Genomic DNA, 13,307 nt, shown 5'->3' on the forward strand with positions numbered 1-13,307 from the left:
TTCCCTTTAGTTCAAGTAGGGTTCCGGATCGACGGCCTCGAATCCTTTCCGAACCTCGAAATGGACATAAGCATTGTCGCCGCCGCGCAATGCAGCAATCTTTTCGCCCCGGCGCACACTATCGCCCTTTTTCACCGCGATGTTTTCGACATTGGCATAAACGGTTAGCAAGTCGTTCTTGTGCTTCACAACGATGATCGGCACCTGATCAGCGTCTGCGGTGATCGCGGCCACCGTACCGGCTTCGGCGGCTTTCACCGCAGTTCCCGGTGCCGCCGCGATATCAATGCCCTCGTTCTTTCCCTTGCTATAGGTACGGATAATCGTCCCCGTGACGGGCAGACCCAACAGGGAGTTGCTCTGGTTGGTTGGGGCTTCGGCCGTAACATCAGGCGCAGGTTTTGCTGGCGCAATCACTTCTTCCGGCAAAGGTTGCGTCGCGCTTGGCGGAGTGGGCGTCGGCGACCCCTGCCCCGGCTGCGTGACATTGGTTGCCGGTTGGCTTACCTGTTGCGGCGCAGGCTGGCTTTTGATCGGGATCAGCAGGAACTGCCCCTCACGCACAGTAAAGTCTGAATCCAAGCCGTTCCAATCGGCAAGCGCGTCCACCGGCACATCGTAAAGCCTTGAGATCGTAAAGGCTGTTTCACCCCGCTTGACCTTGTGCCGGATCGGTTCTGGGCCAGCTGGGGCCGGGACTGGTGCCGCGGCAGGTTGCGCAGGCTCCAGTGTCGACGTTCGAACAGACCCATCCGTCGGCGCGTCGTCAATAGCCGTTCCGGCGATCGTGGCGATATCCACTGTACTGGCGGCACCAACCGCCCGAGGCAGGGCAACAACCTCGCCATCACGCAGCGTGTCCGTCGGCTTGAGGCCGTTGAAGGTGGCAAGCTCGCCCTCAGGCAACCCGACCCGTGCGGCCACGTCCCTCACTGTGTCACCACGGCGCGCTATGGCCACCTGATATGTTGGATAGCTGATCACGCCGCGTGCATCCGGCGCCGGACGACTTGTCGTCGCGGATTGCGCCGCGTCGGTTGTCGAAAACCCACCGACCTGCCCGCGCAGATCATAATCGAGCGGGCCTTCACATCCCGCCAAAAGGGCCAGAGCCGCGGCTCCGGTTGCGCAGCGTCGTATCGCTGACTTGGAAACTGCTCTCATTTTGCTGTCCTCATCACCTGCCCCTGTTGGCCGGGGTTCCGGTGCATCTGCAAAGTAATCCTTTACGCCCCTTCTTTTCCCAACCCCTCTAGCAGAGGTACGAAACGAACGGGCAACAATTCATCATATTCCAGACCGGTCTCGGTTCGCCGCACGCGGATCAACGTCTGAACCGCATCCGACTGCCCCACCGGTAAAACCATGATACCGCCGATTTTGAGCTGCGCCAAGAGCGGCCCGGGAGGGTCTTCCGCAGCCGCCGTCACAATGATGCGGTCGAACGGTGCCTGTTCCGGCAGACCAAAGGATCCATCCGACAGCATCGCTGTCACGTTGGTCAGCCCCATATCGCGGAACAGTTCCCCCGTTTCACGGACCAACCTCTTGTGGCGCTCGACGGTGTAAACCCGGCGCGCCAGCTTGGACAGGACGGCGGCCTGATATCCGGACCCCGTGCCGATTTCCAGAACTGTATCGCGCGGACGCACGTCCAGCGCCTGCGTCATAAGCCCAACAACTGACGGCTGACTTATTGTTTGACCACAGGCAATCGGCAACGGAGTGTCTTCATAGGCGCGCTCAGAAAACAGGCCTTTGACAAACTTTCCGCGATCAATCTGCTCCATCGCGGCCAGAACACGTGCATCCGTCACCCCGCGCGAGCGCAAGGCAAACAGAAATTGCATAATGGTTTCTGCGCTTGGTCCGCTCATTCGATCGACTTCAATGCCTCAAGCGTGTCATGCGCTGTCAGGTCCGCGCGCATCGGCGTAACCGAAATATAACCGGCCAGATTTACTGCGGCGTCCGTTCCGGGCGCGGTCGGGTTGTGCTGATAGCCCCCCTTGATCCACAAAAAGCGCCGCCCCGAAGGAGAGCTGTGAGGTTCGACCGAGAAATGTGTATCCCGGCGGAACCCTTGCGGCGCGATCCGCGTCCCCAACACTTCGTCCGCAGGAACCGGAGGGAAATTCACGTTATAAAACAATTGGTAATCGCCCTGTTCTGCTGGGGTAGCATCCAGAATTTTCCGTACAAGGTCGGCGCCGTGCCGGGTTGCTGTCTCAAAGGGATCGTCCAGCCCAAGATTACGCGGGCCGAAATACTGCGACAACGCGATCGCGGGGATACCTTGTAAGGCAGCTTCCATCGCGCCGCCCACGGTTCCGGAATACAGCGTGTTTTCGGCCGAGTTGTTTCCACGATTCACACCCGACAAAACCAAATCCGGCAGCGCATCCTTCATCACGTCGTGCAAACCAGCCAGCACGCAATCGGCGGGCGACCCTTCAGCCGCAAACCGACGTTCACCCAACTGGGCCATCATCATCGGATGCGTATAGCTGATGCAGTGACCAACGCCGGATTGTTCGAATGCCGGCGCGACGACCCAAACCTCCCCATCCGGCCCTGCAAGTTCTGCGGCAATCGCCTCGAGCGCGATAAGCCCCGGGGCGTTGATTCCATCATCGTTGGTCAGAAGAATACGCATATGCCCCATCCGTCCCTGCGTTTTTTCCTTGATAGACCCGCCCCTGCGCGGCGGCAAGCGACCCGCGCACGCAATCTGCGGCTTTCGCGCACCACTTGGCCCTAATCTGTGGTTACAGGCGTTACTCGGGGAACACGAAACACCGGTCCCGGCGGACCGTCAGCCACATAACGCGTCCCGGCTGGGGCACAAAGACGTTGGGTACCGTCGCTTTCAGGATCGAGCCGTCATGATCCATGCGAAACTCAACAAGGCTTTCGTTGCCCAGAAACCGCGAACGCTCGACCACGCCTCGGGCCGCGACGCCATCCGTCGCCGTTGGGAGCGGCCCTTTGCCGTTGCGATCAAAGTCCAAGCGAACGTGCTGAGGGCGGAAAACGATCTCGACATTCGTGCCATCAGCGACGCCGGGCGCCAGAAACTGCCCAAACGGCGTGTCCGCCAAGGCCCCATTCACTTGCGACCTTAAAGTATTGAGATCGCTAAAAAAGGCCACGGCCGCCTTATCAGCCGGGCGTGTATAAACGTTATAGGGCGCGCCTTGCTGAACGATCTTGCCCCGTCGCATCAACGCGATTTCGTCTGCCATGCGCATGGCCTCTTCGGGTTCATGAGTGACCAGAACCACAGCCGCGTCTTCCTGCTTGAGGATCGCCAGGGTCTCATCCCTGATGCCATCGCGCAGCCGGTTGTCCAGCCCCGAGAAGGGTTCATCCATCAACATGATACGCGGGCGCGGTGCCAGAGCACGCGCCAATGCCACCCTTTGCTGCTCACCCCCTGACAGGTGATGCGGAAAATCGTCTATGAACCGCATCATGTCGACCTTGCGCAGCAGTTCTTCGACGCGGGCGCGTTTTTCGTCCTTGCGCCCTTTCAAGCCAAAAGCGACGTTGTCCGCCACGCTGAGATGGGGAAACAGGGCAAAGTCCTGAAACATCAACCCAATTTCGCGACGTTCCGGAGGCACGCGAAACACGGTGTCGCAGATCAGTTTCCCGTCGACGTAAATCTCACCGGATTCCTGCATGTCGACCCCTGCGATCATCCGCAGCGTCGTTGACTTGCCACAACCCGACGGCCCCAGCAAACAGGTGACCTGCCCCGCCTGAACGGTCAGCGAGACATCGTCAACCACAACCCGCCCTTCATAGCGCGCGACCAGATTGCGAATTTCCAGACGTGGAGGAGTTGCGTCTACTGTCACCGATGGACCCCGTTGCCTTTCCCGATCAATTCCATCGGACTTGGGCGGGGATAGCAACCCCGCCCCTCAGGCGCAAGGGATCAGCAACACCCGCCGGACAGAGCTTCTCCGGCGGCTTCAAACGGGCTTTCCCCGCCACACCCTTCGAAAATGCCATAATGGGTCGAGAAATCGCCGATAAAGTCGAAATGCCGGGCAAATCGTGTGTCTTTCAACATCATCCACGTATTACCGCAAACCGGAAAGACCTTGCCGGTTTCAATCGCATGATGGTCATCCAACTCAAACAGATGCGGAGCATGAGGGATGGTGCCCTTGTAGATCACCGCCTGCCCGTAATCCTCGCAAGCTGGCTCCAGCTCCGGCAGCTTGAACAGACGATACGTCGCGGACAGGAACGTCAACGGCGCAACGCGCTCCTCCAGCACCGGGTTTTCAATGGTCAGCGGTCGGTGAGTCACACGGCGTGGATCGCCAAATCCTGCCTTGCGCGAGATCGACAGGAAATCATTCCAATACAGCGCCCCGGACAGGCATTCACCGTACAAAACCTCATCCTCGGCCATAGCCTGAGGCACGCGTCGATCGGCGTAGACGTCCGAGAAATACATCTCGCCGCCTTCTTTCAGCAGGCGGTGCGCCCCGCGCAAAACCGCCTCTTTATCGGTGGCCAGATTGATGACGCAGTTCGAGACGATGATGTCGAACGAGCCGGGCTCAAGGTCCAATTCGTCCAGTTTTTCGATATAGCCGTGATGGAATTCAACATTCGACGCTCCGTGACCAAAGGCCTGTGCGTGATAATCCTGATGCGCTCGGGCGACGTCCAGTTGCTCGGGCGTCATATCCACACCAACCACGCGGCCTTTTTCGCCCACCATAGCGGACAGAGCGTAGACGTCGCGCCCGGCCCCACAGCCCAAGTCGAGGATGCTCATCCCCTCAAGATCCAGCGGGGCGATCAACCCGCATCCGTAGTAACGGGTCAACACATCGTCATGAATTTGCGAAAGAATTTTCTTTACATGATCCGGCATGTCATCCGGCGTGCAACATGCGTTGGTCTGCAGGTCAGAACTACCTTGCAAGACTTCGCCATAGTAATTCTGCACCGACTCATGCTTCATCCCGAGCTTCCCTCTGTTTCGCGACAGACATCAGCTAGATCAGAGCGGTGTCAGGTGCAATCCAAGCCTTCGACATTTAACAGAACTGTGAGTTGCCCGCCTCAACCCAGCAGTTCGAAATCGACGCCCGCGCGCACCCGACCATTCACCTGAATTTCCAACCGATGTGCGCCGGGGACCAGCTTGAAGGTTGTCGCATCGGCTTTAAGCTTGTGCTTCTTTCCCAGTTTTAACGCCCCGTCGCGCAAAGCCGATTGCTTGAGTTTATGCACCTTTGTTGAAGTTTTTCCTCCAGGCCTTTGAAAGTGAATAATATAATCTACCAAAACGGGTTGATCACTCTCTCCGGTCAAAGCCACATCAAACTCCAACGCCCCGCTAATCCTGGCCTCACCAAGAACAGCGATGCTTGCCGAAACCTCGGCTTCTGGGTCAAAGCCCAGCATCTTCATGGCCTTGGGGTGGCCCGATTTGACTAGCCCGCGCAGAGTGTGCGTTGTCATCCATCGCAATTCGTCAGCGTCTTGATGCGCGTCCTGCGACCAGCTTTGCAAGCGGCTCAGAACCAGTTCGGGGTCCTTCTTTGTGATATCATTCAGATGATTGGCGACCGAGCGTGTCACGTAACGAGTCTTGTCCACGTGAAGCCGGTCCAACAATGGTAACGGATCAGTCAGGTCCAGCCCGACCGCCTGCCCCCACGGCAGCCTTGGCCGCGTTCCTTCGCTAACCAGTCTGCGCACGTGATAGCTGTCGTGATCGCACCAAACTTCCATACGCGCCATCACCTTATCAGGATGGTGGTTAAGGAATGGGCGAATGGCCCATTCCATTGAGAACCTCTGCGTCAGTTCTTCGATCACGTCCAGCGCCAGATCGGGATGGTCCAACCCAACGTCCACAACCCAATCGCCCAAGGGCGCAAAGATGAAGTCACCGAAATCATCATCCGTCTTGGTCGGGTCCAACGGAGGGGGCAAGGCGTTCAACAACGTCGGCGCAACGTCCGGCAGATCACCGGGAACGGCCTGTTGCAGACACGTGGCGATCCACGCCATACGCTCTTTCAACTCAAGACCAGACAGGCGGGACATGACCTGCGCTTGAAGCGCATCCACATCGAAACCGGGGTCGGCTGCCGCGAAAAGCCCCGCCAGATAGCGGGTCTTTTCTGCATTAAATAACTGATCTTTCAGTGAAAAATTTTTCGCCATCATCTACATCGTCAGGTTGGTCCCGCCGCCGTCCAGCAGGATATTCTGACCCACGATAAACCCCGCGTGCTGGGAACACAGAAAAGCGCAGGCCGCGCCAAATTCCTGCCGTGTGCCATAGCGGCGCGCGGGGATCGTGGCGGCGCGTTCGGCACGGGCGTCTTCCATCGAGATGTTCTTTTGCAAGGAAACCCCGCTGTCCAGCGCATCGGCGCGGTCGGTGGCGTGAATGCCGGGCAACAGATTGTTGATCGTCACCCCTTGGGGGGCCACCTGACGCGCGGTTCCGGCGACATAGCCAGTCAGCCCCGTCCGCGCCGCGTTCGACAGGCCCAGCACGGCGATGGGCGCGCGCACGGATTGCGAGGTGATATTGACCACGCGCCCCCAGCCTTTGTCCATCATTCCCGGCAGCAAGGCCTTCATAAAGGCAATCGGCGTCAGCATGTTGGCGTCCAGCGCTTTGATGAAATCTTCACGCTCCCAATCCGACCACATACCCGGAGGGGGACCACCCGCGTTTGTCACAAGAATATCAACACCCTGCGCAGCTTCTATGACCTGCTCCTGACCGTCCGGCGAAGTGACATCGCACGCGACCGTCTGAACGTCCACGCCATGGTCCGAGCGCAACCGCGCGGCTTCAAACTCTAACGCCTCGGAACCGCGCGCGTTCATCACGAGATCGACCCCCGCTGCAGCCAATGACTCGGCACAGCCCAGACCCAATCCCTTGCTACTGGCACAAACCAGCGCGCGTTTTCCTTTGATTCCCAGATCCATCTGATCCTCCCCATCTGTTGTTGTTGCCATGTCTAGCACCGGCCAGACAGGGAAGACCAGAATTCAAGAACGATCAGTAAAAGAACTCTTCCCGAACAATTTTTCCGTTCGCCACATGATAGACGCCAACCTCTTGCATATCAAAGGCTTCACCGGTTTCTTTCACCTTGCCCTGCACTGAAAAAATCACCGCAAAGCGATCTTCACCATGAGGAAAGGGATCACTGACCGAAGCGCCCGAGACCTCGTGCGCGCCTTCCCACCATTCGTGTTTACCTCGAATGGCGTCGCGACCGTGGGTTTCACGCCCCATATCCATGAAATCCTGCCCTTCGACCGAAACGGCATCCTCGGCATAGAGCTTATCCAGATTTTCCTTGGCGCGGTCTTCGCGACAACCAGCCACCAGCTCATCGGCAATCTCTTTCAAATTCATTTATCCACTCCACTATTTGTTCACTATATGTTCTTATTGCCATAGCTGTACGATTCGAACCACCCCCTTTGTCTTGCCTCGGCAGGATTCCCCGCCTATACGCGCGATTATGCTTGATACCTCGAACCAACCCTCCCTGCCGCCCGAGATCGCCCGTCGCCGGACCTTTGCGATCATCTCGCACCCGGATGCGGGCAAGACGACGCTGACGGAAAAGTTCCTTCTATACGGAGGCGCGATCCAGATGGCCGGTCAGGTCCGCGCCAAAGGTGAGGCGCGGCGCACACGCTCGGACTTCATGCAGATGGAAAAGGATCGCGGTATCTCGGTTTCCGCTTCGGCAATGTCGTTCGACTATGGGAACTTCCGTTTCAATCTGGTTGATACACCCGGTCACAGCGATTTCTCGGAAGATACCTATCGGACGCTCACCGCTGTAGACGCTGCTGTGATGGTGATCGACGGCGCGAAAGGTGTGGAAAGCCAGACGCAGAAACTGTTCGAGGTCTGCCGCCTGCGCGATCTGCCGATCCTGACCTTCTGTAACAAGATGGACCGCGAAAGCCGCGATACGTTCGAGATCATCGACGAAATTCAAGAGATGCTGGCCATCGACGTCACTCCCGCCGCCTGGCCGATTGGCGTGGGGCGCGATTTCATCGGCTGCTATGACATGCTGCGCGACCGCTTGGAACTGATGGACCGCGCCGACCGCAACAAAGTGGCCGAGAGCATTCAGATCGACGGTTTGGACGATCCCAAGCTGGCCGAACACGTCCCAGAACATCTGCTGGAGAAACTGCTGGAAGAGGTCGAAATGGCGCGCGAATTGTTGCCCAAGCTCGACCCGCAGGCAGTGCTTGAGGGGCATATGACCCCAATCTGGTTCGGCTCGGCGATTAACTCGTTCGGCGTCAAGGAATTGATGGAAGGCATCGGTGCATACGGCCCGCAGCCACAGGTTCAATCGGCTGAACCGCGTCAGATCGCGCCGGATGAAAAGAAGGTCGCAGGCTTTGTCTTCAAGGTGCAGGCCAATATGGACCCCAAGCACCGCGACCGCGTAGCGTTTGTGCGAATGGCCTCGGGGCATTTCAAACGCGGCATGAAGCTGACTCATGTACGGTCGAAAAAGCCCATGGCGATCTCGAACCCGGTGCTGTTTCTGGCCTCGGACCGGGAATTGGCCGAAGAAGCATGGGCCGGCGACATCATTGGCATCCCCAACCACGGGCAACTGCGCATCGGGGACACCCTGACCGAGGGTGAGGCGTTGCGCGTCACCGGAATTCCGTCCTTTGCGCCGGAACTGCTGCAAACCGTCCGCGCGGCAGATCCGTTAAAAGCCAAGCATCTTGAAAAGGCTTTGATGCAGTTCGCCGAGGAAGGTGCAGCCAAAGTGTTCAAACCCTCGATCGGGTCTGGCTTTATCGTAGGTGTGGTCGGTGCGCTGCAATTCGAAGTGCTCGCCAGCCGGATCGAGATGGAATACGGCCTGCCTGTTCGGTTCGAGGCGTCACAGTTCACCTCGGCCCGTTGGGTCAGCGGTGACAAGGTCGAGGTTGAAAAATTCGTCAAAGCCAACAAACAGCACATCGCGCATGACCATGACGGCGACATCGTTTATCTGACGCGCCTGCAATGGGATATCGACCGGGTTGTGCGGGACTATCCGGCATTGAACCTGACGGCGACCAAGGAAATGATGGTTTGATTGCAGTGGCAAATACCCCGCCGCAATCTCTTGGGCATGAACGAGATTGACCTGACCTATCCCGACGGTCTGACAGGCGTCCTGGACCGTTTTGAGGGCCGCCGCGCCCCGTTCGACTTTGGCGCTGAAACGCTGCCGCCTGCTGATGCTGCTCTGGAGCCTTTGACTGTTCAGATCGTTGCTGAGGATGCGGCGCGGCTGGGTCCGGGGTCGCCCAACACATCTTGGGCGCGCAAACGGGCGCGGATCGCGGAAGAATTCGTAGGCTCGACCGAACTGGCATTCCTGAACGCTCAGTTGATCGCAAACCTGCGCAAAAGGGATTTTCCCGCACAATGCCCGACCCTGTTTCAGCGCCTCTGGGCCGAGCAATCGGCGCATCTGTTGCAGGTATTGGACCTGCGTTGGCTGGTATCCTCGGTGCAGACATTTGCAGATCACGGCATGACCCCGACCCAACGTGAGGTCGGTCATGCCTTGCGCATGTTGTTTGGTCTGGTCAAACTGTATGAGTTTGAACGTCTGTTTTCCGGCCACCCACCCTCGGATGCCTTTCGGCTGCGACACAAAGTCGATGCCGCCCTGCCAATGGGGATGGAGGGGTTTTCGCTGGATAGTGGTGGTCTGGATATCAACCTTATTGCGCCGATCTGGTCCAAAGCTTTGACCGACCCAACCATAGCGCCGTTGGCCAATCATCTTCTGAACAGGCTTAACGCGGACCCCGGCACTGTGTTCCGACGCCTGAAACTAATGCGAGAGATGCGGGCGGCGCGGCAAAGGGCGCGGCAGTGACAACTTGGGGCATCGTATCGACTGTTCGGGGAACGGCGAAGGACATCCTGCGGTTTGTGGCCTACCACCTCGATCTTGGGGCCGATCAAATCTTTCTGTTTCTGGACGAGCCCTGCCCCGACGCCTTCAATGTGCTAATTCGCCATCCGAAGGTCGAGGTCCGCATCTGCGACACAAGGTTCTGGGCCTACAGGCAACGCAAAAGGCCCGATACGCATCAGGTGCGACAGACCGCAAATGCCAGCTTTACTTATCGAAAGGCACAAGTTGACTGGCTGACTCATATTGATCTGGACGAATTCCTGTGGACCCAGACCCCTGTTGATGAACAGTTGGCAGAGATTCCGGATGACTTCCCCGCGGTTCGTGTCCGTCCGATTGAACCCGTCGGGGGCACGCAGGATCAGTACAAGGCCTATATTCCTACCGGTCAGGGCCGCGACGGGATTATGCAAACGCTTTATCCGAATTACGGCGCATTTGTTCTGGGTGGATTCCTCAGCCACGTTCAGGGCAAGCTCTTCGTGCGTACCGGCCTGCCCCAGATCAATTTCCGCATCCACAACCTGTTTCAGAACGGAGAGATGTGCCCGGTAAAGACCGAGTTACCCGGAATCGACCTGTGCCACCGCCACGCGCCTGACTGGGATCATTTCCGGGCGCATGTCCAATTTCGGATGCAAAGCGGATCATACAGGGCCGGAATGTCCCCGAACGTGCCACGCGAACAGGGCGGGTTGAACATGAACGAACTGCTGAGCTGGATAATGACCGAAGGCGGCGAAACCGGGCTTCGCGCGTTTTACGATGAAATCAGCGGTACAGACCCCGAGGTTTACGCGCGATTGAAGCAACATGGGTTGATCCGCTATCGCCCGTTCAATCTGGACGAAAAGCTCGCGAAACACTTCCCCGGAACCGCCTGAATTGTTGCGCGAAATCCAGACTATCACGGACCGCCGTTACGTTAACGTGTCTTCATTTGACGCTGATCGACGTTTTTGTTATGTCCCCGACCAAGCCGAAATGCGCGCTGCTGCGTATGGTCATCCGGACCCGGCATTCCTTTGACGCGCGGGCCAGGTCTAGTGTCCGCAAAAACGGACATACATGACAAAGTTTAACGAACTGAACCTGAACCCGAAGGTCCTCAAAGCCATTGAGGAAGCCGGATACGAAACCCCCACCCCGATCCAGGAAGGTGCAATTCCCCCTGCGCTTGAGGGCAAGGATGTTCTGGGTATCGCCCAGACCGGCACCGGGAAAACCGCAAGTTTTACTCTGCCGATGATCACCCTGCTGGCCCGTGGCCGCGCACGTGCGCGGATGCCGCGATCGCTGGTGCTGTGCCCGACGCGGGAACTGGCCGCGCAGGTAGCCGAAAACTTCGACACCTATACCAAGCACCTGAAACTGACCAAGGCGCTGTTGATCGGAGGCGTCAGCTTCAAGGAACAAGAGGCGCTGATCGACCGTGGCGTCGACGTTCTGATCGCGACACCAGGACGTCTGCTGGACCATTTCGAACGTGGCAAACTGCTGCTGACCGGCGTTCAGATCATGGTGGTGGATGAGGCTGACCGGATGCTGGATATGGGCTTTATCCCCGATATCGAGCGCATCTTTTCGCTGACGCCGTTCACGCGCCAGACACTGTTCTTCTCGGCCACCATGGCCTCTGAGATCGAGCGTATTACTGACACGTTCCTGTCAGCCCCTGCCCGCATCGAGGTTGCCCGCCAGGCGACGGCGTCTGAAACAATCGAACAGGGCGTGGTGATGTTCAAAGGTGGTCGCCGCGACCGTGAGGCTAGCAATAAACGCAAGGTCCTGCGCGCACTGATCGACGCCGAAGGCGACAAATGTACGAACGCGATCATCTTCTGCAACCGCAAGACGGATGTTGATATCTGCGCGAAGTCGCTGAAGAAATACGGCTATAACGCCGCCGCCATCCATGGTGATCTGGACCAGTCGCAGCGTATGAAAACGCTGGACGGGTTCCGCGACGGGTCTCTGCGCCTGTTGGTGGCCTCGGATGTGGCCGCGCGGGGTCTGGATATCCCGTCGGTCAGCCACGTGTTCAACTTTGACGTGCCCGGCCATGCCGAAGATTACGTTCACCGGATTGGCCGGACGGGTCGTGCCGGTCGTGAGGGCAAGGCAATCACCATCTGCTCGGGCCGCGACGAAAAGGCGCTGGATGCAATCGAAAAGCTGATCCAAAAGGAAATCCCCCGGATCGACAACCCGATCAAGGACGAACCGAAATCGGACGCGCCCAAGCAAGAGAAAAAAGCCAAGCCGTCGGATGAAAAGAAAAGCGACAGCAAAAAGAGCGACCGTAAAAGGGAAAAAGAACCTAGGGGCCGCAATCGTCGCGACGGTGGTGGCGCGAATGTTGTAGGAATGGGCGATCATATGCCCAGCTTTATCGCACTCAGCTTTGATGAGCGCCGAGCCGGTTAAATCGACAACACCAGCACAACTATCGACGCACCCAGCAATGTCATCCCGGCGATCTCGCGCCGGGTGATGGTCTCGCGGAAGAACAGCAGCGAGGCGAAAAGGCTCAGGATCAACTCGACCTGCCCCAGCGCTTTGACATATGCCGCGTTCTGCAGTGTGAAGGCTAGAAACCAGCAAAATGACCCGCTCAGGCTGGTGAGGCCGACAAATACTCCGGTCCGGCGCGTGTCCCAGACAGCCCGTAATTCGGCCCGGTCCCGCCACAAAAGCCAAAGCCCCATGCTGAGAAACTGGAACGACACCACAACAGCCAGTGTCACCAGCGCCCGGAACCACGCGTCGATATCACCCAATTCCAACGAAGCCCCGCGGTAACTGACCGAGGAAAACGCGAACAGAACACCCGACCCAAGCCCCAATCGCGAGGCGCGATTGGTCAGGTGTTTCCACCACGCGCCATCCCCGCCGGGGTTTTTCGACAGCAACAGAACCGCCGTCAGCCCCAGAATGATCGCCGCAAACGCCCCCGCCGACACCTGATCGCCAAGGACCAGAAAACCCACAATGGCGGTCTGGATGACTTCGGTTTTCTTGAAGGTGATCCCAACGGCAAAATTGCGCTGCTTGAACAAAGCGACCACACAGATTGTCGCAAGAATCTGAGTTGTCCCGCCAACCACGGCGAACAGCCAAAATTTGGCGGTCAGATGCCGCAGGCCATATCCTGTCAGCATCAAAGCCACAGCCAACCCTAGCACCGCCAGAGGCATCGAATACGCAAACCGCGCAAATGTCGCGCCAGCCGCACTCAGCTTCACGCTACTCAGCGATTTTTGCAGCATGAAGCGAACGGTTTGAAACGAAGCAGCCGCGAGAGTGACGGGAATCCAAAGGCTCATGCCGACC

At 58.1% G+C, this 13,307-nt stretch carries 13 protein-coding genes; 4 read left to right on the top strand and 9 right to left on the bottom strand.

Going from position 1 to position 13,307, the window contains the following annotated elements; genetic code table 11:
* Positions 1 to 6: 6 nt before the first annotated feature.
* From GOX75_RS05950 to GOX75_RS05985, 8 genes are all read right to left on the bottom strand, one after another.
* On the bottom strand, positions 7 to 1,164 hold the full coding sequence (locus tag GOX75_RS05950) for a M23 family metallopeptidase (protein ID WP_171121626.1): 1,158 nt from the start codon (positions 1,162 to 1,164) through the stop codon (positions 7 to 9).
* Positions 1,165 to 1,226: 62 nt separating this feature from the next.
* Positions 1,227 to 1,877, bottom strand: coding sequence for a protein-L-isoaspartate(D-aspartate) O-methyltransferase (locus tag GOX75_RS05955; RefSeq protein ID WP_171121627.1), 651 nt, complete (start codon positions 1,875 to 1,877; stop codon positions 1,227 to 1,229).
* Positions 1,874 to 2,656, bottom strand: a complete 783-nt coding sequence (surE, locus tag GOX75_RS05960) for a 5'/3'-nucleotidase SurE (RefSeq protein ID WP_171121628.1) — start codon at positions 2,654 to 2,656, stop codon at positions 1,874 to 1,876. The genes GOX75_RS05955 and surE overlap by 4 nt, the downstream gene beginning before the upstream one ends.
* Positions 2,657 to 2,777: 121 nt before the next feature.
* Complete coding sequence (locus tag GOX75_RS05965) at positions 2,778 to 3,863, bottom strand: ABC transporter ATP-binding protein (protein ID WP_171121629.1); 1,086 nt, start codon at positions 3,861 to 3,863, stop codon at positions 2,778 to 2,780.
* 80 nt (positions 3,864 to 3,943) lie between these two features.
* Positions 3,944 to 4,990 carry a methyltransferase domain-containing protein gene (locus GOX75_RS05970; RefSeq protein ID WP_171121630.1) on the bottom strand — a complete coding sequence of 349 codons (1,047 nt, stop codon included), beginning with the start codon at positions 4,988 to 4,990 and terminating at the stop codon, positions 3,944 to 3,946.
* A 101-nt stretch (positions 4,991 to 5,091) separates the two neighbouring features.
* Positions 5,092 to 6,204, bottom strand: coding sequence for a hypothetical protein (locus tag GOX75_RS05975; protein WP_171121631.1), 1,113 nt, complete (start codon positions 6,202 to 6,204; stop codon positions 5,092 to 5,094).
* A 3-nt stretch (positions 6,205 to 6,207) separates the two neighbouring features.
* A complete protein-coding gene (locus GOX75_RS05980; protein WP_171121719.1) occupies positions 6,208 to 6,987 on the bottom strand; it encodes an SDR family oxidoreductase in 780 nt (259 codons plus the stop codon).
* Positions 6,988 to 7,060: 73 nt separating this feature from the next.
* Positions 7,061 to 7,423, bottom strand: a complete 363-nt coding sequence (locus tag GOX75_RS05985) for a SnoaL-like domain-containing protein (protein ID WP_171121632.1) — start codon at positions 7,421 to 7,423, stop codon at positions 7,061 to 7,063.
* A gap of 109 nt (positions 7,424 to 7,532) precedes the next feature.
* On the opposite strand from GOX75_RS05985, the gene GOX75_RS05990 reads away from it, so the two are divergent.
* The 4 genes from GOX75_RS05990 to GOX75_RS06005 all read left to right on the top strand — a co-directional run bounded on the left by GOX75_RS05990 (position 7,533) and on the right by GOX75_RS06005 (position 12,401).
* Complete coding sequence (locus GOX75_RS05990) at positions 7,533 to 9,137, top strand: peptide chain release factor 3 (protein WP_171121633.1); 1,605 nt, start codon at positions 7,533 to 7,535, stop codon at positions 9,135 to 9,137.
* Entirely contained in the window at positions 9,138 to 9,932 is a 795-nt protein-coding gene (locus GOX75_RS05995) for a hypothetical protein (RefSeq protein ID WP_171121634.1), read from the top strand.
* On the top strand, positions 9,929 to 10,858 hold the full coding sequence (locus tag GOX75_RS06000) for a glycosyltransferase family 2 protein (protein WP_171121635.1): 930 nt from the start codon (positions 9,929 to 9,931) through the stop codon (positions 10,856 to 10,858). Before GOX75_RS05995 ends, GOX75_RS06000 begins: the two co-directional genes overlap by 4 nt.
* Positions 10,859 to 11,042: 184 nt before the next feature.
* Positions 11,043 to 12,401: a DEAD/DEAH box helicase gene (locus GOX75_RS06005; protein ID WP_171121636.1), complete on the top strand. Its 1,359-nt coding sequence runs from the start codon at positions 11,043 to 11,045 to the stop codon at positions 12,399 to 12,401.
* On the opposite strand, the gene GOX75_RS06010 is transcribed toward GOX75_RS06005, so the two are convergent.
* Positions 12,398 to 13,300, bottom strand: coding sequence for a DMT family transporter (locus GOX75_RS06010; RefSeq protein ID WP_171121637.1), 903 nt, complete (start codon positions 13,298 to 13,300; stop codon positions 12,398 to 12,400). The genes GOX75_RS06005 and GOX75_RS06010 overlap by 4 nt on opposite strands.
* Positions 13,301 to 13,307 lie beyond the last annotated feature (7 nt).

It is taken from the genome of Ruegeria sp. HKCCD7251, from assembly GCF_013031165.1.
Classification (GTDB): Bacteria; Pseudomonadota; Alphaproteobacteria; order Rhodobacterales; family Rhodobacteraceae; genus Ruegeria.